Annotated in this window: 22 protein-coding genes and 1 pseudogene; 17 read left to right on the plus strand and 6 right to left on the minus strand. The window is 51.3% G+C overall.

The window, feature by feature from the left end:
• Nucleotides 1-362: 362 nt before the first annotated feature.
• Nucleotides 363-1631: an Nramp family divalent metal transporter gene (locus HMPREF2572_RS06020; protein ID WP_070496821.1), complete on the plus strand. Its 1269-nt coding sequence runs from the start codon at nucleotides 363-365 to the stop codon at nucleotides 1629-1631.
• A 6-nt stretch (nucleotides 1632-1637) separates the two neighbouring features.
• On the opposite strand, the gene HMPREF2572_RS06025 is transcribed toward HMPREF2572_RS06020, so the two are convergent.
• Complete coding sequence (locus tag HMPREF2572_RS06025; protein WP_070496824.1) at nucleotides 1638-1784, minus strand: nitrogen fixation protein NifZ; 147 nt, start codon at nucleotides 1782-1784, stop codon at nucleotides 1638-1640.
• A gap of 90 nt (nucleotides 1785-1874) precedes the next feature.
• Between HMPREF2572_RS06025 and prfA the strand changes: the two genes are divergently transcribed.
• From prfA to xseA, 16 genes and pseudogenes are all read left to right on the plus strand, one after another.
• Nucleotides 1875-2951: a peptide chain release factor 1 gene (gene prfA, locus HMPREF2572_RS06030; RefSeq protein ID WP_009174477.1), complete on the plus strand. Its 1077-nt coding sequence runs from the start codon at nucleotides 1875-1877 to the stop codon at nucleotides 2949-2951.
• 244 nt (nucleotides 2952-3195) lie between these two features.
• Nucleotides 3196-4203 carry an FAD:protein FMN transferase gene (locus HMPREF2572_RS06035; protein ID WP_070496829.1) on the plus strand — a complete coding sequence of 336 codons (1008 nt, stop codon included), beginning with the start codon at nucleotides 3196-3198 and terminating at the stop codon, nucleotides 4201-4203.
• Nucleotides 4204-4268: 65 nt separating this feature from the next.
• Nucleotides 4269-5288, plus strand: a complete 1020-nt coding sequence (lpxK, locus tag HMPREF2572_RS06040; RefSeq protein ID WP_070496832.1) for a tetraacyldisaccharide 4'-kinase — start codon at nucleotides 4269-4271, stop codon at nucleotides 5286-5288.
• A 51-nt stretch (nucleotides 5289-5339) separates the two neighbouring features.
• Nucleotides 5340-6008, plus strand: coding sequence for a DUF2059 domain-containing protein (locus HMPREF2572_RS06045; RefSeq protein ID WP_246827777.1), 669 nt, complete (start codon nucleotides 5340-5342; stop codon nucleotides 6006-6008).
• Between the two features lie 49 nt (nucleotides 6009-6057).
• A complete protein-coding gene (locus tag HMPREF2572_RS06050; RefSeq protein WP_070496838.1) occupies nucleotides 6058-6633 on the plus strand; it encodes a DUF2059 domain-containing protein in 576 nt (191 codons plus the stop codon).
• Between the two features lie 70 nt (nucleotides 6634-6703).
• Nucleotides 6704-6886 carry a Trm112 family protein gene (locus HMPREF2572_RS06055; protein WP_002221286.1) on the plus strand — a complete coding sequence of 61 codons (183 nt, stop codon included), beginning with the start codon at nucleotides 6704-6706 and terminating at the stop codon, nucleotides 6884-6886.
• Nucleotides 6883-7644, plus strand: a complete 762-nt coding sequence (gene kdsB / locus HMPREF2572_RS06060) for a 3-deoxy-manno-octulosonate cytidylyltransferase (protein ID WP_070496841.1) — start codon at nucleotides 6883-6885, stop codon at nucleotides 7642-7644. Before HMPREF2572_RS06055 ends, kdsB begins: the two co-directional genes overlap by 4 nt.
• Before the next feature lie 140 nt (nucleotides 7645-7784).
• Entirely contained in the window at nucleotides 7785-8717 is a 933-nt protein-coding gene (locus HMPREF2572_RS06065; protein ID WP_070496845.1) for a DUF2971 domain-containing protein, read from the plus strand.
• A 56-nt stretch (nucleotides 8718-8773) separates the two neighbouring features.
• Nucleotides 8774-9292 (plus strand): 3-deoxy-manno-octulosonate cytidylyltransferase, encoded by a 519-nt coding sequence (locus HMPREF2572_RS06070; protein WP_070496847.1) that lies wholly within the window; start codon nucleotides 8774-8776, stop codon nucleotides 9290-9292.
• 82 nt (nucleotides 9293-9374) lie between these two features.
• Nucleotides 9375-10022: an adenylate kinase gene (gene adk, locus HMPREF2572_RS06075; protein WP_002232195.1), complete on the plus strand. Its 648-nt coding sequence runs from the start codon at nucleotides 9375-9377 to the stop codon at nucleotides 10020-10022.
• Nucleotides 10023-10320: 298 nt separating this feature from the next.
• A pseudogene (locus HMPREF2572_RS14820) lies at nucleotides 10321-10428 on the plus strand (IS5/IS1182 family transposase); the annotation flags it as partial.
• A 48-nt stretch (nucleotides 10429-10476) separates the two neighbouring features.
• On the plus strand, nucleotides 10477-11208 hold the full coding sequence (pyrF, locus tag HMPREF2572_RS06080) for an orotidine-5'-phosphate decarboxylase (RefSeq protein WP_070496850.1): 732 nt from the start codon (nucleotides 10477-10479) through the stop codon (nucleotides 11206-11208).
• A gap of 96 nt (nucleotides 11209-11304) precedes the next feature.
• On the plus strand, nucleotides 11305-11697 hold the full coding sequence (locus HMPREF2572_RS06085; RefSeq protein WP_070496853.1) for a DUF2185 domain-containing protein: 393 nt from the start codon (nucleotides 11305-11307) through the stop codon (nucleotides 11695-11697).
• 105 nt (nucleotides 11698-11802) lie between these two features.
• Nucleotides 11803-12765 (plus strand): ADP-heptose synthase, encoded by a 963-nt coding sequence (gene hldA, locus HMPREF2572_RS06090; protein WP_070496856.1) that lies wholly within the window; start codon nucleotides 11803-11805, stop codon nucleotides 12763-12765.
• 89 nt (nucleotides 12766-12854) lie between these two features.
• Nucleotides 12855-13859 (plus strand): ADP-glyceromanno-heptose 6-epimerase, encoded by a 1005-nt coding sequence (gene rfaD, locus HMPREF2572_RS06095; RefSeq protein WP_070496859.1) that lies wholly within the window; start codon nucleotides 12855-12857, stop codon nucleotides 13857-13859.
• A 125-nt stretch (nucleotides 13860-13984) separates the two neighbouring features.
• The gene (gene xseA / locus HMPREF2572_RS06100) at nucleotides 13985-15334 is read left to right on the plus strand and encodes an exodeoxyribonuclease VII large subunit (RefSeq protein ID WP_070496862.1); all 1350 of its coding nucleotides are present in this window, start codon (nucleotides 13985-13987) and stop codon (nucleotides 15332-15334) included.
• A gap of 320 nt (nucleotides 15335-15654) precedes the next feature.
• Here xseA and HMPREF2572_RS06110 read toward each other — a convergent pair whose 3' ends face one another.
• The 5 genes from HMPREF2572_RS06110 to HMPREF2572_RS06130 all read right to left on the minus strand — a co-directional run bounded on the left by HMPREF2572_RS06110 (nucleotide 15655) and on the right by HMPREF2572_RS06130 (nucleotide 20587).
• Nucleotides 15655-16134, minus strand: coding sequence for a copper chaperone PCu(A)C (locus tag HMPREF2572_RS06110; protein ID WP_070496871.1), 480 nt, complete (start codon nucleotides 16132-16134; stop codon nucleotides 15655-15657).
• A gap of 196 nt (nucleotides 16135-16330) precedes the next feature.
• A complete protein-coding gene (locus HMPREF2572_RS06115; protein ID WP_003756111.1) occupies nucleotides 16331-16723 on the minus strand; it encodes a diacylglycerol kinase in 393 nt (130 codons plus the stop codon).
• 285 nt (nucleotides 16724-17008) lie between these two features.
• The gene (gene gshB, locus HMPREF2572_RS06120; protein WP_070496874.1) at nucleotides 17009-17965 is read right to left on the minus strand and encodes a glutathione synthase; all 957 of its coding nucleotides are present in this window, start codon (nucleotides 17963-17965) and stop codon (nucleotides 17009-17011) included.
• A gap of 155 nt (nucleotides 17966-18120) precedes the next feature.
• On the minus strand, nucleotides 18121-19782 hold the full coding sequence (gene recN / locus HMPREF2572_RS06125) for a DNA repair protein RecN (RefSeq protein WP_070496878.1): 1662 nt from the start codon (nucleotides 19780-19782) through the stop codon (nucleotides 18121-18123).
• Between the two features lie 202 nt (nucleotides 19783-19984).
• Nucleotides 19985-20587, minus strand: a complete 603-nt coding sequence (locus HMPREF2572_RS06130; protein WP_070496881.1) for an SMC-Scp complex subunit ScpB — start codon at nucleotides 20585-20587, stop codon at nucleotides 19985-19987.
• Nucleotides 20588-20688 lie beyond the last annotated feature (101 nt).

Genomic DNA, 20688 nt, shown 5'->3' on the forward strand with positions numbered 1-20688 from the left:
TTGTCCTGATTTAAATTTAATCCACTATATAGACCGAACCGCCTGCCCATCCTAGCGTAGAACAGGTTGAATATTATAGTGAAACCCTGACAAAACCGCTATGGCGCGCTTGTCATCGGCTTCCGCCCATTTTCCAACACCTCCCTTTTAACACGGACAAACAGGAATAAAAAGCGATACAAGGTCGTCTGAAAAAGGTTTTTAGGCATAAAATTTCCTGAATATCCTATTTTTTTATTTGATTAGTATTTTTTATCCAAAATTCAGCATAATGTTTTCCAATATTCACCATTCAGGATTTTGATTTACGTTAAAATATGCCTTTTTTTGTGAAGGTCGTCTGAAAAAGACGGAGAGAATAGATGTCTGAACAACATACACACGCTTCGACTTGGAAAAGCAAAATCAATGCGCTGGGGCCCGGAATCATGATGGCTTCGGCGGCGGTCGGCGGTTCGCACCTGATTGCCTCGACGCAGGCGGGCGCGCTTTACGGCTGGCAGCTTGCGTTGATTATCATTTTGACCAACCTCTTCAAATATCCGTTTTTCCGTTTCAGCGCGCATTACACGCTGGATACGGGCAAAAGCCTGATTGAAGGCTATGCGGAAAAAAACCGCGTTTATTTGTGGGTATTCCTGATTTTGTGCGTTATCTCGGCAACGATTAACGCGGGTGCGGTCGCCATCGTGACCGCCGCCATCGTCAAAATGGCGATTCCCTCGCTGACGCTGAATGTCGGCGCAATCTCCGCGCTGATTATGGCTTCCTGCCTGATTATCTTGGCGAGCGGACGCTACAAAGCCTTGGACAATGTTTCCAAAATCATCATTGTCAGCCTGACGATTGCCACAGTCGCCGCCGCCGCTATCGCCATGTCGCGCGGCATGCAGATGAAACCCGACTTTATCGAGCCTACCCCATGGACACTGGCAGGCTTGGGCTTCCTCATCGCGCTGATGGGTTGGATGCCTGCACCAATTGAAATTTCCGCCATCAACTCACTGTGGGTAACGGAAAAACAACGCATCAATCCTTCCAGCTACCGCGACGGTATTTTCGACTTCAACGTCGGCTACATCACCAGCGCAGTGTTGGCGGTCGTCTTCCTCGCCTTGGGCGCGTATGTCCAATACGGCAACGGGGAGGCAGTGCAAATGGCGGGCGGCAAATACGTCGGTCAACTGATTAATATGTACGCCGTCACCATCGGCGACTGGTCGCGTCCGATGGTCGCATTCATCGCCTTCGCCTGCATGTATGGCACAACGATTACCGTAGTGGACGGCTACGCGCGCGCGATTGCCGAGCCGGTACGCCTGCTGCGCGGCAAAGACAAAACGGGCAACGTCGAACTGTTCGCCTGGAACGTTTGGGTCGCAGGTACGGGCTTGGCAGTGATTTTCTGGTTCAACAGCGCAATGGCGGAGCTGCTCAAATTCGCCATGATTACCGCCTTCGTTTCTGCACCCGTGTTCGCTTGGCTGAACTACCGCCTCGTCAAAGGCGACAAACGCCACAAACTGACGGCAGGTATGGACCTCCTCGCCATCCTCGGCTTGATTTACCTGACCGGATTTACGGTTTTGTTCCTGCTGAACCTGACAGGCATCTTGGCTGCACCTAAGTAAGCCCAATCAAAACAAAGGTCGTCTGAAAACCGGATTTTGGTTTTCAGACGACCTTTTGTTATGTATGGCAAAATGTTCAAACGAAGGGATGAACTTCAAACCGATAACGCAAAGCAAACCGACATCGCCGCAGCCCATCAGAAACTCCGCCATATCCTTTTGAATTTCCAACCAAACCCATTATAATATCGCCTCCTCGCGCCGTCGCGGACGACTCCCGGCGGCATTTGTTATGGAAGAATTATGAAGCCGTCTATCTTAGAAAAACTACAACAACTCAGCGACCGACTGGAAGAAGTCACCCACCTCCTCGGACAGCCCGAAGCCACGTCCGATATGGACAACTACCGCAAGCTCACGCGCGAACACGCCGAATTGACGCCCGTGGTCGAAGTGTTCCAAAACTATCAACTGGCGCAAAGCGACTTGGCGGATGCCGAAGAAATGCTGTCCGACCCCGAAATGAAAGACTTTGCCGCCGAAGAAATCGAAGCGGCAAAAGCCAAAATCGACACGCTCGATACCGAACTGCAAAAACTGCTGCTGCCCAAAGATGCCGACGACGACAAAAACATCTTCATCGAGGTGCGCGCCGGAACGGGCGGCGACGAAGCCGCGCTGTTTGCAGGCGATTTGCTGCGCATGTACAGCCGCTACGCCGAGCGCAACCGCTGGCAGGTCGAAATCGTTTCCGCCAACGAAAGCGAGTTAGGCGGCTATAAAGAAGTCATCGCCCGTATCGTCGGACTCGGTGCGTACAGTCGTCTGAAATTTGAATCGGGCGGCCACCGCGTGCAACGCGTCCCCGCCACCGAAAGCCAAGGTCGTATCCATACTTCCGCCTGTACCGTTGCCGTCATGCCCGAAGCGGACGAACTCGAAGACATCGAGCTGAACCCCGCCGACCTGCGCATCGACACCTTCCGCGCATCCGGCGCGGGCGGTCAGCACATCAACAAAACCGACTCCGCCGTCCGCATCACCCACCTGCCCACAGGCATGGTGGTCGAATGCCAAGACGGCCGCAGCCAACACGCCAACAAGGCGCAGGCGATGAAAGTCCTCGCCGCCCGCCTGAACGACGCGCAAAAACGCGAAGCCCAAGCCAAAGAAGCCGCCGAACGCAAATCCCTTATCGGCAGCGGCGACCGCAGCGAACGCATCCGCACCTACAACTACCCCCAAGGCCGCGTAACCGACCACCGCATCAACCTCACCCTGCACAAGCTGGATTTTGTGATGGACGGCGACTTGGAAGAAATTACCAACGCCCTGATTGCCGAACATCAGGCAGAACTTTTAGCGGCAATGGGCGATTAATGAGACGGTTGACGCTTGGTTTCAAAGCGTGAAGGCAGGCTTGATGGCAGGAAAACAAGTTCTGCCGCAGCGCAAATCAAGCCTCAGCCGTCGCCCGCCGTCCTTTCCGTAACCATAAAAATCCTGTGCGGAAATGGCGGCGCTTCTAAAACACTTTCCCAACGCCTTCAAACGCAAACCCAGATAAGCCGACTTCCGCCCGTTCCTCCAACACTGCCCCTTTTCAGACGACCCATCTCAACCCATGAACACCCCGCTCACCCGCCGCCGTTTTTTCGCCATCGCCGCCCTGACTGCCGCCGGAGCGACCGCACCCTTTCTCCTAAACCGCAACCGTCCTACCCCGTTACCAACCACCGGCGAGCCCGTTATCTGGAAAGGCATTGCGCTGGGTTCCGGCGCCGAGCTCCGCCTCTTCGGCGTTGACCGCAAAGAAGCTGAAATCCTTGTCAACAAAGTTCTCGCCGAAGTCGCCCGCCTCGAAAAAATCTTCAGCCTCTACCGCGAAGACAGCCTGATCAACCGACTGAACAAAGAAGGTCGTCTGAACAACCCGCCGCCCGACTTCCTCGCCCTTTTGAGCATCTGCCGCGACATCCATGCCCTGACCGACGGCGCGTTCGACCCCACCGTCCAAGTATTGTGGAATCTTTACGTAGACCATTTCCGCCGCAACCCGCGTGCCGAAACCCCGCCGTCCGAACCAGACATCCGGCGCACCCTCAAACTCGTCGGCTTCAAACACGTCGTCTTCGACCAAAAAGCCATCCTCTTCGAACAAAAAGGCATGGGCTTGTCCCTCAACGGCATCGCCCAAGGCTACATCACCGACAAAATCACCGCCCTGCTGCAACAGCACGGCATCCGCCAGGCCCTTGTCGATATGGGCGAAATCCGCGGCTTCGACACCGACAACCAACGCACATGGAACGTCGGCATCCGCAATCCCCAAAACGAAGAAGCCACCCTCCTGACCCTCCCCATGCAAAACCAAGCCTTCGCCACCTCAGGCGGCTACGGTACCGTAATGGACGAGGCCGGCAAGTTCACCCACCTCTTCGACCCGCGCACCGGCACTGCCACACCGCGCTACCGCAGCGTCAGCGTCATGGCGCCAACCGCCGCCGTTGCCGATGCCTTCTCCACCGCATTCTCCATCATGGACGAAGCCGCCATCCGTACCGCCGCCCGAGCCAAACAGGCAAAAGTCTGGCTGGTCATGCCCGACAACCGCATCGAAACCCTCGCCTGAACGACTTATCCTCCAAAATGGTGTAGGCTCTGCCTACAAAGAAACGCAGCTACAAGGTCGTCTGAATGCCCAAACTCCATCAAATCATTGAACGCCATTGGCAACGCCCCAATCCGTTTTTATCTTTCCTGCTCAAACCCTTATCCATGCTGTTTGCCAAAATTGCGGCGAAACGGCGCGATGATTTCGTTTCAGGCCGTCTGAAAAGCGAAAAGCTGCCCGTGCCTGTGGTCGTGGTCGGTAATATCCACGCGGGCGGGACGGGGAAAACGCCGATTGTCGCCGCGCTGGTGTCTAGCTTGCAGGAAAAAGGCATCAAGGTCGGCATCATCAGCCGAGGCTACGGGCGCAAGAGCAAGGCGGTTCATGTATTGAATGAGAAGAGCCGAGCGGAAGATGCGGGCGACGAGCCTTTGCTGCTGTTCCGTAAAACCGGCGCGCCGACGGCGGTGGGCAGCAGCCGTGCGGAGGCAGGCAGGGCGTTGCTGGCGGCGCATCCCGACATCGGGCTGATTGTGGCGGACGACGGTTTGCAGCATTACGCCCTGCGGCGGGATGTGGAAATCGCGGTATTTCCGGCGGCGGATACGGGGCGCACCGATTTGGATTTGCTGCCCAACGGCAGTTTGCGCGAACCTTTGTCGCGGCTGGACTCGGTGGATGCGGTCGTGATCAGCGGCGGCAAGGCGGATGCGTCGTTTGCGCCGTCTGAAAATATGTTTCACAGCCGCATCGAAACGGGACAAATTTACCGTTTGAACCATCCGTCCGAAATACTGGACACAGGTCGTCTGAAAAACCAAACCGTCGCCGCCGTGGCGGGTATCGCCAAGCCGGAGCGTTTTTTCGATTCGTTGCGGAACATGGGCATCACATTGAACCAAACCGTCGCGCTGCCCGACCATGCCGACATCGCAGCGGCAGATTTACCCAATGCGGACGCGGTCATTATTACGGAGAAAGATGCGGTCAAGTTTTCAGACGACCTTAATATGAATCATGTATGGGTGTTGCCTGTTTGTGCGATAATTGAACCTGATTTGGCGGCGTTTGTATCAGAAATGTTAAAATCCAAATGCTTATAGAAGTTTCACAGATGTTTTAAAGACAGTATTCAAACTATGCGATAGGAGTGGATGATGAAATTAAAATATTTGTTGGTTTCTTGTGTGGCTTTATTTGCTTGCGCTCAAAGTATGGCTGCCAAGCCAAGTGATGAATCTGCGATGAAATGGTTGGAAATTCAGGGTATAGGCAGGAATTATCCTGAGAAAGTACAACGCTCTTTGGAGGCGGTGAATAAAGAGGATCATGAACGATTATTGGCTATGACACCAAAAGCCCAAAAGGCGCAGATGAAGGCGCTTATCAGCCGTTACATGAAAAATATGCAGGAAGATTTAAGCCGTCCTGAGCTGAAAAAACAATGGCTGGATGAAGAAAAGCGTGCCGTACAGAAAGTATTCACGCAAGAAGAAGTCGATGTAACCAACCGTTTTTTCTCTTCGGCTCAGGGGGAAAATATTTTGAAAAAGATAAGAAGTTTCCAACAGCATGGTGGAAATCTTGATGATGTGTTGAGCCAATCGGATATAGAAAAGATGGCTGAAGCATTTGGGCATGGTGCCGGCAAGTCTGCGCTCGAAAAAGTCGAGCATTTCGATAAGCTGAGCGATGAGATTATCCAAAAAAACATGAGTCAAAACTACCTCAATGCAAGCGATAAATATACGCCTGCTTTTGAGGAGCAGGCACATGGTATTTTATGCAAAGGCAACAAAAATTTGCCGAAATGTGCCAAATAATTCTCCGACCATCTGTAAATATTTATTTTTTGTTGAAAGGTAGAAAAAGATGAAACTGAAAACCTTATTATTGCCCGTCGCCGCGCTGGCATTGTGTGCCAACGCATTTGCCGCCCCGCCCAGCGATGCGTCGCTGGAGCGTCTGTTTGAAGTGCAGAAGATGGATGCCCTGTTAGACCAGTCTTTCCAAAGCATGGAGGGCATTGTGCTTTCCGATCCGAATGTACAGAAATTTTTGAAAGATGCGCCGGAAGACAAACGTCCGCAGTTGGAAGCAGTCTTGAAAAAGTATGCAAACCAATCGATTGCCGAAATCAATACGCCGCAAGTGCGCGCCCAATTGCGTAAAGCGACTTTAGACGGCATGAAGACGGTTTATACGCAGGAAGAAGTCAACGCATTGATTGGCTTTTACAGCACGGCGGTAGGTCAATCGATAATGGACAAAACGCCGCGCTATCTTGAGGCAACGGTGAAACCTATGATGGACATCCTTGCCGGCAAATACACCCAATCCAACCAAAGCGCAAACCTGAGACGTGAAATCCGCCAAATCATGTGCGAAGGCAAAAATCCTGCCCAAGCCTGCGCCAAACAGCCTAACAAACCGGCACGGAAGAAATAATGCCGCTTGAGGTCGTCTGAAAACGAGCGAAGCGAGTTTCGCTAAAACCATCAAACCCGAAAGAAACCCCATGGAAAAAAAATTCTTAGACATCCTCGTCTGCCCCGTTACCAAAGGCAGGCTGGAATATCATCAGGACAAACAGGAATTGTGGAGCCGTCAGGCGAAGCTGGCTTATCCGATTAAAGACGGCATTCCCTATATGCTGGAAAACGAAGCGCGAGCGTTGAGCGAAGAGGAACTCAAAGCATGACCGAATTTGTCGTATTGATTCCGGCGCGGCTGGATTCATCGCGCCTGCCCGGAAAAGCCTTGGCGGATATTCATGGCAAACCGATGGTCGTGCGTGTTGCCGAACAGGCGGCAAAAAGCAAGGCGGCACGCGTCGTCGTTGCCACCGACCATCCCGATATTCAGACGGCCTGTCAGGCGCACGGCGTCGAAGTCGTCATGACTTCAAACCGGCACGAAAGCGGCACGACCCGCCTTGCCGAAGCCGCTGCCGCGCTGAAACTGCCGCAACATCTGGTGGTCGTCAACGTACAGGGCGATGAGCCGCTGATTGCCCCCGAACTCATCGACCGCACCGCCGAAGTCTTAGTGGAAAACAATGTGCAAATGGCAACCGCGGCACACGAATTGCACGATTTCGACGAATTTATGAATCCCAACGTCGTTAAAGTCGTCCTCGACAAAAACCGCAACGCCATCTACTTCAGCCGCGCCCCGATTCCCTATCCGCGCGATGCCATGCGTGCTGAAAAACGCGAATTGCCCGCCGAAACCGCCGTCCTGCGCCATATCGGCATCTACGCCTACCGCGCCGGCTTCCTGCAACGCTACGCCGAAATGAGCGTTTCGCCGCTGGAAACCATCGAATCGCTGGAACAACTGCGCGTCCTGTGGCACGGCTACCCGATTGCCGTCGAAACCGCCAAACAAGCCCCCGCCGCCGGCGTGGATACGCAGGAAGATTTGGACAGGGTCAGGGCTGCGTTCGAGGTCGTCTGAAAACAGTTAAATTTCGACAGTTCCCCCCCTCTTTCTGTGGAAGGGGGGGAGGAACTCCTAGCGTGATTTCAGTCCGTCTCACAAAAATAAAAAATGAATTTAATTTCTCAGATAATCTGAATATAAAAATGGAAAGAAAAATGAAATATTCTAAATTTAAAAGCTTGACTTATGAAGAACATGATGATTTTGAAGAATTTTGGAAGAAGAATAAATTTATAAAAGACATTTTTGAAGATTCATGGCTATTTTCTCAAAACTATAAACATTTCAATGATATTGATGAATGTGTTTATTTGGTCACTAGCCGCATTAAAAAAACGTTAACAGATAAAATTTATGATAAAAAGCAAGAGTATGTAATTTGCTGTTTTTCTAATTATAAAATAAATAAAACTGAGGATAAAATAAATAAAATTGAGGGTAATGAGTTAATGTGGGCTCATTATGCTAATAGCTCAAAAGGTATAAGAATTGACTTTACTATTGATGAAAAATTTAAGAAATATGTTAAAGAAGTACAGTACGATTTAAAACATTGTTTTAATAGTGATGAAGAATTAAAAGAAGTGCTTAAAAGTGGTTTGGAAAATATAATGCGGAGAAAAAGTAAGGTGTGGGAATATGAGCAAGAGTATAGGGCAATTTTTTCAAAATACGGGGAGATGAATCAATATACAAAGAATAAAACTGATTTCTTCTTTCCGATAAATATTGAGGCAATCACTTTTGGCCGTGGTTGTGGTTTTTTTCCTGATACAAAACCATATAACGATGCTGAAGCATATGATTTTAAGCAAGAACAGGAGAACGCTAGAAAGCATATCTTAAAAATTGCAAGCTTTATTTATAAAGTTCTAAAAGAAAGTAATAAATATGATTCTCCACGAAAAATACCAAAATTTTATTGCTATAAAGATAAATATTCATCAAAACCAGATAGAATAAAACAATATGAAATAAAAAAACAATTACGACTATTAAAAGAAATAGATAAAACAAAAGATAAGATACAGAATCTAGAACAAAAAATCGTTGATTTGAAAAAAGAAATCGACGGTGAATCAGAATAAATTGAACACCAAACCCGATAATCCGTTTTACCCAAACACCAACAGAAAGCCCTTTTATGACCGATTTACGCCATTTGAGCCGCGAGGAGCAAAAACTGCTTGCCGATGTTGCCCTGCTGGTTCAAAACGACGATCAAGAGTTTAACTATGAAATGTTGAAAGCTGCCGCGCCGGACGAAGCCAGCGGCGAGTTTTGGTTCCGTATGGCGGAAACGCTCAGTACGCTGCCGCCGAACCGTTCACTGGATTTGCGTTTGAACGGGGGCAGGCTGACAGTTGCCGTGTCGATTTTGTCGGTATTGCTGCAAGACAGCCCTGAAATTCCGCAGCTTTGGGCGCAAAAGGTGATTGCGCTCAACTACTTGGCACATGGGCATCAGACCCGCGCGCTCGGTTTGGCGCAGCAGACGGACAAGGCGGCGGAAGCCAACGAGGAAGAGTATTTGGCGAAGACTTTATCGCAAAACCTGCTTTCCACTTTGAAAGACGCATTGAAGCGTTTTCCCGAAGACACATGGTTTGCCGAAATGCGCGATGACGCATGGAAACATTTCAGCGCGGAACAGGCCGTCTGAAGTTTTGAACGATAAACGCAAGCCGTGTAAAATCATTTGAATCACGTTTCAAATCCATACTACTTAACAAGAAGGAACACCCATGAAAGTATTATTGTTAGGCGCGCCGGGCGCGGGTAAAGGCACTCAGGCACAATTCATCACCGCTGCGTTCGGCATTCCGCAAATTTCTACCGGCGACATGCTCCGCGCTGCGATTAAAGCAGGCACGCCGCTGGGTTTGGAAGCGAAAAAAATCATTGACGAAGGCGGTTTGGTGCGCGACGACATCATCATCGGTATGGTGAAAGAACGCATCGCGCAAGACGACTGCAAAAACGGTTTCTTGTTCGACGGTTTCCCGCGTACGCTGGCACAAGCCGAAGCAATGGTTGAAGCGGGCGTGGATTTGGACGCCGTGGTTGAAATCGACGTACCCGACAGTGTGATTGTCGACCGCATGAGCGGCCGCCGCGTTCACTTGGCTTCCGGCCGCACCTACCACGTTACCTACAATCCGCCCAAAGTCGAAGGCAAAGACGACGTAACCGGCGAAGATTTGATTCAGCGCGACGACGACAAAGAAGAAACCGTCAAAAAACGCCTTGCCGTTTACCACGAGCAAACCGAAGTGCTGGTCGATTTTTACAGCAAGCTGGAAGGCGAACACGCGCCGAAATACATCAAAGTTGACGGCACTCAGCCGGTAGAAGCCGTAAAAGCCGAAGTATTGGGCGCATTGGGCAAATAAATCGAAAAGGTCGTCTGAAAACAGGAAATCAGGTTTTCAGACGACCTGTTTTTGATAAACAGCGTGTTGCAACCGAAAAATAATCATTCGGCGTCATTCCCGCGCAGGCGGGAATCCATTTCTGAATTTGGGCAATCGCTGTTTAAATCTAATGAACTGAGTTTTATCAATGGATTCCCGCCTGCGCGGGAATGACGGCTGATGTACCGGTTCAAATTTATCCGAAACAGTTTGTCGGGGGCTTGAGTCCGCATAGGTCGGACATCAATGCCCGACCTACGGTTTGAATTTACGTTGTTATAGTGGATTAAATTTAAATCAGGACAAGGCAACGAAGCCGCAGACAGTACAGATAGTACGGCAAGGCGAGGCAGCGCCGTACTGGTTTAAAGTTAATCCACTATATTGCGAAAAAGACGATAAAGGTCGTCTGAAAACCCGAAACGAAAACACCATGAATCCTTTAATCACCGACTTCCAAACTCCGCAACAACGCACCCCCGTCATCGTTGCCCTTGATTTTGCCAACGAAAAAGACACGCTCGGATTCGTCCGCAACCTTGATCCGACGTTGTGCCAAATCAAAATCGGCAAAGAGCTGTTTACCGCCACGGGGCGCAGTTTGGCGGAAAGCCTGATTCATCAGGGTTTCAAACTCTTTCTCGATTTGAAGTACCACGACATTCCCCACACCGTTGCGCAAGCCTGCAAAGTCGCCGCCGACATGGGCGTGTGGATGGTCGATATGCACGCATCGGGCGGCCGCCGCATGATGGAAGCCGCCGCCGAAGCCGTTGCCGGATACGGCACGAAGCCGCTCTTAATCGGCGTAACCGTGTTGACCAGTATGGAACAAAGCGATTTGGCGGAAATCGGTTTGAACATCGCCCCTGAAGAACAAGTCATCCGTTTGGCGAAACTGGCGCAAAGTTCGGGCTTGGACGGCGTGGTCTGCTCCGCCCAAGAAGCCGCGCCGCTGCGCCGCGAATTGGGGCAGGATTTTGTCTTGGTAACGCCCGGCATCCGTTTGGACGTTGCCGGCAACAACGACGACCAACGCCGCATCATGACGCCTGCTGAAGCATTGGCGGCAGGTTCGACTTATCTGGTGATGGGCCGACCTGTTACCCAAGCGGCCGATTCGGTAGCCGTATTGCGCGAAGTGAACCGCGTGGCAAACGCTTGAACATCAACAATTTTGATACCGTTCAAAGGAAACTACCTTACTTTGATACGATAGATAAATAACCAAAAAATTTCAGCTTAGAAAGGAAATTATTCGATGTCTCAATGTGGTTCAGATGCGAGCAATATTTTTGATCATGATGCATTTCCAGAAGATGATTTACTTGTAAAGGATACCCCTGTTGGATGGTATGCGATTGTGTCACATAAAATTGTTGAAGAGGGGCTTCCTATTAGATTTATGTATCGGGAACATCAAGGGGATTTACCATTTGATAGCGGATGGCGAGTACTTTCCGGAACAGAAGATGATGAATACATGAATAACTCTGAAAACTTCTCCTTTCAAAGCTTGACGCGACTTACTCATTATCAAGCAGATGTTGGGGAGCTGTTTTGGGCGGATATAGGTAGCGTTTTTGAAAAAAAAGAGGGAGAGGATTATTTTTCTCCTGTTACCGATTGGTCTCCTTTCGATTTTGAAGAATAATAAAAAGTCAGATTTTATTTTTAATCAGTAAATCTGCAGGTGAGTGCGCTGAGAATACATTGAAGTTTTCACACACAAAAAATAACTAATTTTGGAGTGCAGAAAATGCCCACCAAGTTCCAACAAGAAACCCTCAAATCCCGTTTCGCACAAGCCAAAGTCCTGGTTGTCGGCGACGTGATGCTCGACCGCTATTGGTTTGGCGACGTGTCCCGTATTTCGCCCGAAGCCCCCGTGCCGGTGGCGAAAATCGGACGAATAGACCAACGCGCGGGCGGAGCGGCGAATGTTGCGCGCAACATCGCTTCGCTGGGTGGCAAAGCAGGGCTGTTGTCGGTAACCGGCGACGACGAAGCCGCCAACGCGCTCGACGCGCTGATGGCGCAAGACGGCGTCGCTTCCTATCTGATGCGCGACAAACAAATCGCCACCACCGTCAAACTGCGTGTCGTCGCCCGCAACCAGCAGCTTATCCGCCTTGATTTTGAAGAGCATCCCAACCGCGACGTATTGGAACAAATCAAGCAGAAATACCTTGAAATCTTGCCCGAATACGATGCAATCATTTTTTCAGACTATGGCAAAGGCGGCCTATCGCACATCTCCGATATGATAGATTGGGCAAAACACGCAGGTAAAACCGTATTAATCGACCCCAAAGGCGACGATTACGAAAAATACGCCGGCGCCACGCTGATTACGCCCAACCGCGCTGAATTGAAAGAAGTGGTCGGCAGTTGGAAAAACGAAAGCGAGCTGACCGAAAAAGCGCAAAACCTGCGCCGCCACCTCGACCTGACCGCTGTTTTACTGACCCGCAGTGAAGAGGGCATGACCCTGTTCAGCGAAGGCGAACCCATTTACCAGCCCACCCGCGCCCAGGAAGTTTACGACGTGTCCGGCGCAGGCGACACCGTCATTGCCGGAGTGGGTTTGGGGCTGGCAGCAGGCTACACCATGCCCGAAGCCATGCACTTCGCCAATACCGCCGCCGGCGTCGTCGTCGCCAAACTCGGTACTGCGGTCTGCTCGTTTGCAGAGTTGAACAAAGCATTGGAAGAGCAGTAATCCCTTTTTCAGACGACCCCATCTTTCCAAGGTCGTCTGAAACGAGTGCAACGAGTTTCACTAAAACCAAAAATCAAAGGAAACCCAATATGACCATCATCGTAACAGGCGCGGCCGGCTTTATCGGCAGCAACATCGTCAAAGCCCTCAACCAACGCGGCATCACCGACATCGTCGCCGTTGACAACCTGACCCGTGGCGAAAAATTCAAAAACCTTGCCGAGTGCGAAATCGCCCACTACCTCGACAAACACGAATTCATCCGCCAAGTGCGCGGCCATCTTCTGCCTTACGAAAACATCGAAGCCGTCTTCCACCAAGGTGCGTGTTCCGACACCATGAACCACGACGGCCTCTACATGATGGACAACAACTACCAGTACACGCTCGACCTTTTGGACTGGTGTCAGGACGAACGCATCCCCTTCCTCTACGCCTCCAGCGCCGCCGTGTACGGTAAAGGCGAAATCTTCCGCGAAGAACGCGAACTTGAAAAACCGCTCAACGTGTACGGCTACTCCAAATTCCTGTTTGACCAAGTATTGCGCCGTCGCATGAAAGAAGGCCTGACCGCCCAAGTCGTTGGCTTCCGCTACTTCAACGTTTACGGACAACACGAACAACACAAAGGCCGCATGGCATCCGTCGCCTTCCACCATTTCAACCAATACCGCGAAAATGGTTACGTCAACCTGTTCGGCGCCAACGACGGCTACGGCAACGGCGAACAAACCCGCGACTTCGTCAGCGTTGAAGATGTCGCCAAAGTCAACCTCTACTTCTTCGACCATCCCAATCTTTCCGGCATCTACAACCTCGGCACAGGCCGCAGCCAACAGTTCAACGAACTCGCCGCCGCCACCGTCAACGCCTGCCGCGCCGCCGAAGGCAAACCTGAAATGAGCTTAAAAGAGCTGGTAGAAGAAGAACTTATCCGCTACATACACTTCCCCGACGCGCTCAAAGGCAAATACCAAAGCTTCACCCAAGCCGACATCACCAAACTACGCGAAGCCGGATACAAGGAGGAATTTTTGGATGTCAAAGCAGGCGTCGAGCGCTACGTCAAATGGATGCTGGAAAATTTGGCTTAATTTGAAATGCCCATAAAAGAGGTCGTCTGAAAACTCGAATTTGAGGTTTTCAGACGACCTTTCCCGTACAAACCTCGTCTGAAACCCCTTATAATCCAACCTTCCCCCCTTTTTTCCCTCCTCCAATGTCCAAACTCTTCGCGCCCTCCTCCATTTCCGTATCCGAACTCAACGCCCTCGCCAAAGCCTTGCTGGAAGACCATCTTGCCGGTTTGTGGATTGCGGGCGAAGTGTCCAATCTGACCCGTGCCGCCAGCGGGCATTATTATTTCTCGCTCAAAGACAGCCGCGCGCAGGTGCGTTGCGCGATGTTTAAAGGTGCGGCGGCGCGTTTGGCGAAACCTTTGAAAGAAGGTGACCATATCGAAGTGGCGGGGAAAATCAGTATTTACGAGGCGCGGGGCGAATTTCAGATTACGGTGAACGAGGTGCGGCTCAAAGGCTTGGGGCAGCTTTACGAAGCCTACGAGCGGCTGAAGGCGCAGTTGCAGGCGGAAGGCGCGTTTGCGGCGGAACGCAAGAAACCTTTGCCCGCCCGGGCGCAATGTATCGGCATCGTAACCAGTCTGGCGGCGGCGGCATTGCGCGATGTCGTCACCACCTTGAAACGTCGCGCGCCCGAAATTCCCGTCATCGTTTATCCGACCGCCGTTCAAGGCGCGGGCAGCGAGTTTCAGATTGCCCAAGCGATTAAAACCGCATCGCAACGCGCCGAATGCGATGTGTTGATTGTCTGTCGCGGCGGCGGCAGCATTGAAGATTTGTGGGCGTTTAACGAAGAACCGGTCGTACGCGCCATCGAAGCCTGCGCGATTCCCGTCGTCAGCGGCGTGGGACACGAAACCGATTTCACGCTCGCCGATTTCGTTGCCGACGTGCGTGCGCCTACGCCGACCGGCGCGGCGGAACTGGTCAGCCCCAACCGCCAAGAATCGTTACACCACCTCGCCCAAGCTAAAGGCCGTCTGAAAACCGTTTTAGAACAACGCTATTTCGATGCCAGCCAAAAACTTGACTGGCTCGCGCGGCAAATCCGCCACCCGCGCCAAAAACTCGACGAACAGCGCACCTACATCCACAAACTGGCGCAAACTCTGTCCTACTCGATGACGCAAAATGTCCGCGCCCACACCGCCCGTTTCGAACGCCAAACTCAAGCCCTGAAACATTGCCGACCTGATATTTCCGTTTACCGGCAAGACATCAACCGCTTTCAGACGACCTTGTCGCACTCTTTCCGCCAACTGCTCGCCCACCGCCGCCAAAGCCTGAACGCCCAAACCGCCCTGCTCGAAGCCGTATCGCCGCAGCAGATTCTGGAGCGCGGCTTCTCCGTCGTTAAAAACACACGCGGACAAGTCATCCGTAACGCCGATGTTTTAAAGCAAGGGCAGAAACTGCACATCACTTTTGCCGACGGCGAAACCGACGTGCGCGTGACCAAAGAGCAGGCGCAGCGGGAATTGTTTGATTAATCGTCGGCTTGACTGAAGAAGGTCGTCTGAAAACAAGCGTGGCAAATTTTCAGACGACCTTTTGACTTTGATGGCAAGCGTTTTCCTTCTGTTGCCTAATATAGTGGATTAACTTTAAACCAGTACGGCGTTGCTTCGCCTTGCCGTACTATCTGTACTGTCTGCGGCTTCGTCGCCTTGTCCTGATGTACTATCTGCGGCTTCGTCGCCTTGTCCTGATTTAAAGTTAATCCACTATAACGCATCAACTCGAAACTGAGCCAAACAAAAAGGTCGTCTGAAAATGTTCAGACGACCTTTTGAGTTCAAACTATAAACGATTAGTGTTGATGCGCACCACCGTGGCCATGACCATGACCGTGGTCCATGCCGGATTGCGGTGCGGTTTTCACTTCCAGTTGTACGGTTTGAGGTTTGGCATTTTTGAATTTCAGGGTAACAGGTACTTTTTCGCCTTCTTTCAGCGGTTTTTTCAGACCCATGAACATAACGTGGTAGCTGCCCGGTTTCAGCTCGGTTACGCCTTTTGCTTCCAGCGGGATGCCGCCTTTAACTTCGCGCATGCGCATTACGCCGTTGTCGTTGACATGGGTATGCACTTCAACGCGGTCGGCTACCGGGCTGCTGCCGCCGACCAAGAAGTCTTGTTTGGCTTCATCGTTGTGGATCTTCATGAACGCGCCGCCCATTTTCATGCCTTCGACGGTGGCACGCGCCCAACCGTCTTCAACGTGAACACCGGCTGCGGAAGCGGTGGATACCAAACCTGCTGCAATCAGGGTTGCCAATAATTTTTTCATGTATTGCTCCTTTATGATGAAATGGGTGGTTTTGTTGCGGCAAAAGCTTTCCGCGCGACTTTGTATGTCGATAATAATACTATTCTCATCCTACATGCAAAGGTCGTCTGAATGCTTTGACTCAGATTAAACAAAATGATTCAAATTAATTCATGAGAATTAATACTTAGTAAGTATAAATCATCTTAAAGTAAATTCAAACATACCCGCGCCACAATGCAATCGCCCACACGATGCCCAACATCGTCAAAGCGAGCAACTGCGCGGCAGAGCCGGCATCTTTGGCACGTTTTGCCAATTCGTGTTTTTCAGTAGAAGTGTGATCGACGGCGGCTTCGACGGCTGTGTTGAACAATTCGGTAATCAGCGAAACAAACGACGCGATAATCAGCAGCATTTTGGTCGCGGAGTCGAAATTGAGGATGAAGGTCAATACAATCAAAATCAGATTCAGCCACAACACTTGACGGAACGCGCTTTCATAGCGGTAGGCGGCGGCAAGCCCGTCTTTGGAATAGCCGAATGCGTTGATGATGCGTTTGATGCCGCTTTTGCCTTTTTTATCGGCAGCGTAAGAAGATGGTTTCATAAGTAATGTTTGTATCAATATTTATATTTGCATAGTGGATTAACTTTAAACCAGTACGGCGTTGCCTCGCCTTAGCTCAAAGAGAACGATTCTCTAAGGTGCTTAAAGCACCAAGTGAATCGGTTCCGTACTATCTGTACTATCTGCGGCTTCATCGCCTTGTCCTGATTTAAATTTAATCCACTATAACTAGGGGGCGTCTGAAAACGAGCGCAGCGAGTTTCGCTAAAACGAGTGAAGCGAGTTTCGCTAAAACGGATTCGGGTTTCAGACAACCTTTCGGTATTATTGTTTAGACCAAGCTTCGACAGCGTCGGCAAACATCGCGGCGACGTCGAAGTTTTTTTGTTTCATGATTTCTTGGAAACCGGTCGGGCTGGTCACGTTGACTTCGGTCAGATTGCTGCCGATGACGTCCAAACCTGCCAACAAGATACCGCGGCGTTTGAGTTCGGGGGCGAGGGTTTCGGCGATTTCTCGGTCACGTTCGCTCAATTCCTGCGCCACGCCGCGCCCGCCTGCCGCCAGATTGCCGCGTGTTTCGCCGTTTTGCGGAATACGCGCCAAAGCATAGGGGACGACTTCGCCGCCGATAATCAGGATGCGTTTGTCGCCATGGACGATTTCGGGAATGTAGCGTTGCGCCATGATGGTGCGGGAATCAAGCTGCATCAGGGTTTCGAGGATACTGCCGATGTTGGGGTCTTTTTCGGTCAGGCGGAAAATGCCCATGCCGCCCATGCCGTCCAGCGGTTTGATGATGATGTCGCCGTGTTCTTTCAAAAATGCGCGGACATCGGCGGAACGGGTCGTAACCAGCGTAGGTGCGGTGAACTGGCTGAAATTCAAAATCGCCAATTTTTCATTGAAGTCGCGCATCGCCTGTCCGCTGTTAAAGACCTTCGCGCCCTGCTGCTCCGCCAGCGTCAGGAATTGGGTGGCGTAGAGATATTGCATATCAAACGGCGGGTCGGTGCGCATAATGACGGCATCGAAGTCTTTCAAGGTCGTCTGAACTTTGTCTGCCGCTTTAAACCACTCATGATCATCATCGTTTTTGGCACCGAGAAACTCAAACGGCGCAGCCTGAGCAGTCACCCATACCTGCTGCACGGACAATTCGCCGCTCAAGGTATGGAAAAGCTGCCAGCCGCGTTTTGCCATCTCGCGCATCATGGCGTAGGTGGTGTCTTTATAGGTTTTGAAACTTGCCATCGGATCGGCAATAAACAGGACTTTCATGGGAACTTCCTTATAAACAAACGACGTAATCATACCTTGTATTGAGGTCGTCTGAAAGGGCGCGGGCAGTTTGGCAAAGAGGTCGTCTGAAAAACGGTTTGTGAATTGGATTAGACACAAACTCCCTTTTCAGACGACCTCTCTCTATTTTGCGTTTAAGCGGCGGCAAGACTGATTAACTCTGCCGCGTGGCTGCGGGTCGTGTCGGTAATGATTTCGCCGCCAAGCATACGGGCGATTTCTTCGATGCGCTGATGATGATCCAACACGCTGATTTCGCTGACGGTTTGTTCGCCTTCGCTGTGTTTGCGAACCTGCCAATGGTTTTCACCGCAGGAAGCGACTTGTGGAAGGTGGGTTACGGCAAGCACCTGATGTTTTTTACCCAAAGCACGCAGGGCTTTGCCGACCATTTCAGCCACACCGCCGCCGATACCGGTATCGACTTCGTCAAAAATCAGCGTGGGGACTTGCGTGTATTGGCTGGTGACTACCTGCAAGGCAAGGCTGATACGGGCAAGTTCGCCGCCAGACGCGACTTTGTTCAGCGGACGGGACGGATTGCCTTTGTTGGCGGCAACTTGGAACTGTACCTGCTCCAAACCGTGCGCCGTCGGGGAAGACGGCAGCAGGACGATGTCGAAACGCGCACCTTTCATGGCGAGATGCTGCATATGTCCGGTCGTTTCCTCGCCCAATCTGCCCGCCGCCTGATGGCGCATGGCGGAAAGAACGTGGGCTGCCTCCTGATATTCGGCAAGGTTGCGGGCAACGGTTTGCGTCAACGCTTCCAAATCGGCAGCGGCTTGCAGGCTTTGCAGGCGCTCATCGATTTCAGCCATTTTTTGCGGCAGGGCTTCAGGCTCGATGCGGTATTTCCGCGCCATCCCCATCAGTTCGCCCATGCGCTGTTCCTGCGCCGCCAACTCATTGGGATCAATGTCGCTGCGACCTGCGACGTCACGCATATTGGCACTGATCTCGCCCAGTTCTGCTTCAATGCTCGCCAGCATATTCAAGCTTTCGGCGAAGCGCGGCTCAATGTTTTGCAGATTGGTCAATAATTTTTGGCATTGATAAATTTGACGTTGGATGCCGTTGTCGCCATCAATGTAGTCGCCGACTTCTTCGGCGGCTTGCAGCAATTCGGCGGAATGGGCAAGGCTGTCGTGGCTTTGGCTGAGGGCTTCCCATTCACCTTGTTTGACGTCCAACTGGTTCAATTCGTTGAACTGCCATTCCAAACGCTCACGCTCGATAATGATGGTCTCGGCGTGTTCCTGCGCCTCTTGGAGGGCTTTTTTCGCATTGACCCAGTTTTGATAAAGCTGTCTGACGGTTTCCGCCTGCGCTTTGCTGCCCGCAAATGCGTCCAACAATTCGCGCTGGGCGGATTCTTGATTGAGGGAATGGTGGGCGTTTTGCCCGTGGATGTCGATAAGCTGCCCGCCGACGGCTTTGAGCTGCGCCAGCGTGGCTGCCTGATTGTTGATAAAGCTACGGCTTTTCCCTTTGGCATCGATGATGCGGCGGATGCTGAGTTCTTCCGCGTCTTCATCCAAAAAACCCTGTTCCTGCAATTGGGCTTTGAGATCGGGCAAAAGGCTGATGTCAAACAATGCCGACAACTGCGCTTCCTTCGCGCCGCTGCGGACTTGGCTGTAATCGGCCTTATCGCCCAACAAAAGCCCGATTGCGTCCAATGTAATCGATTTGCCCGCGCCTGTTTCGCCGGTCAAAACGGTAAAACCGCTTTGGAAATCCAGATTGAGGTTTTCAACAATGACAAAATCGCGCAGGGAAAGTGCCAACAGCATGGTAGTATTCCTTAGTAAATCGACCGCACATCGGCGGTTAACTTTAGATATGCTGATTATAACTAAGATTTTTTATAGTTTGAATGAGGTTTTTCTTATTTTATATCTAACAAGCTGAATACAATGATATTATTTTTTGAAAAAAGGTCGTCTGAAAACCCGTTTCAAGTTTTCAGACGACCTTTCCGCATCCAGCCTTGCTTTAATTAATCAGCCGCTCCGGTGCTTCTTCCTGCTCTTCTTCCTCGCCTGTCGGCGGCGTTTCGACCAAATCAGGTAAAACCAATTCACCCAATTCCGTCAGCGGCGGCAAATCTTCCAAGCTGTCCAAGCGCAAATCGCTCAAAAACGTCGGCGTCGTTGCCCACAACGCAGGCCGACCGACAGAATCTCGATGCCCGATCACTTCAATCCAACCCCTGTCCTGCAAGGTCTGCATCACGTTCTGCGACACCGCCACGCCGCGTATGCTCTCGATATCGCCGCGCGTCACCGGCTGCTGATAGGCGATAATCGCCAGCGTTTCCATCACGGCACGGGAATAGCGCGGCGCACGCTGTTCCTGAAGGCTGCCCAGCCGCTCGAATGCCGCCTGCGCAATCTGAAACCGCCAGCCCTCGTGCGTATGCACCAGTTGCAACGCCCTGCCCTGCCAACGCGTTTTCAACTGCGCCAACACGTCGATTAATTTATCCTGAGACAGCGGCGGCACACACAATTCGCGCATGGATTTTTCGTTTAGGGGTTCGGTTTGAGTCAAAAGCGCGGCTTCGATGAGCGCGTCGGGAGGAAGTTTTTCAGTCATAACATCAGGATTTAATAGTTTAAATATTTTTCAGACAGCCTTGGATAAGGGTTCTTTTCTGTTTTATATGTTGGTTTTATAGTGGATTAAATTTAAATCAG

The organism is Neisseria sp. HMSC064E01 (assembly GCF_001808875.1).
Lineage (GTDB): Bacteria > Pseudomonadota > Gammaproteobacteria > Burkholderiales > Neisseriaceae > Neisseria > Neisseria sicca_A.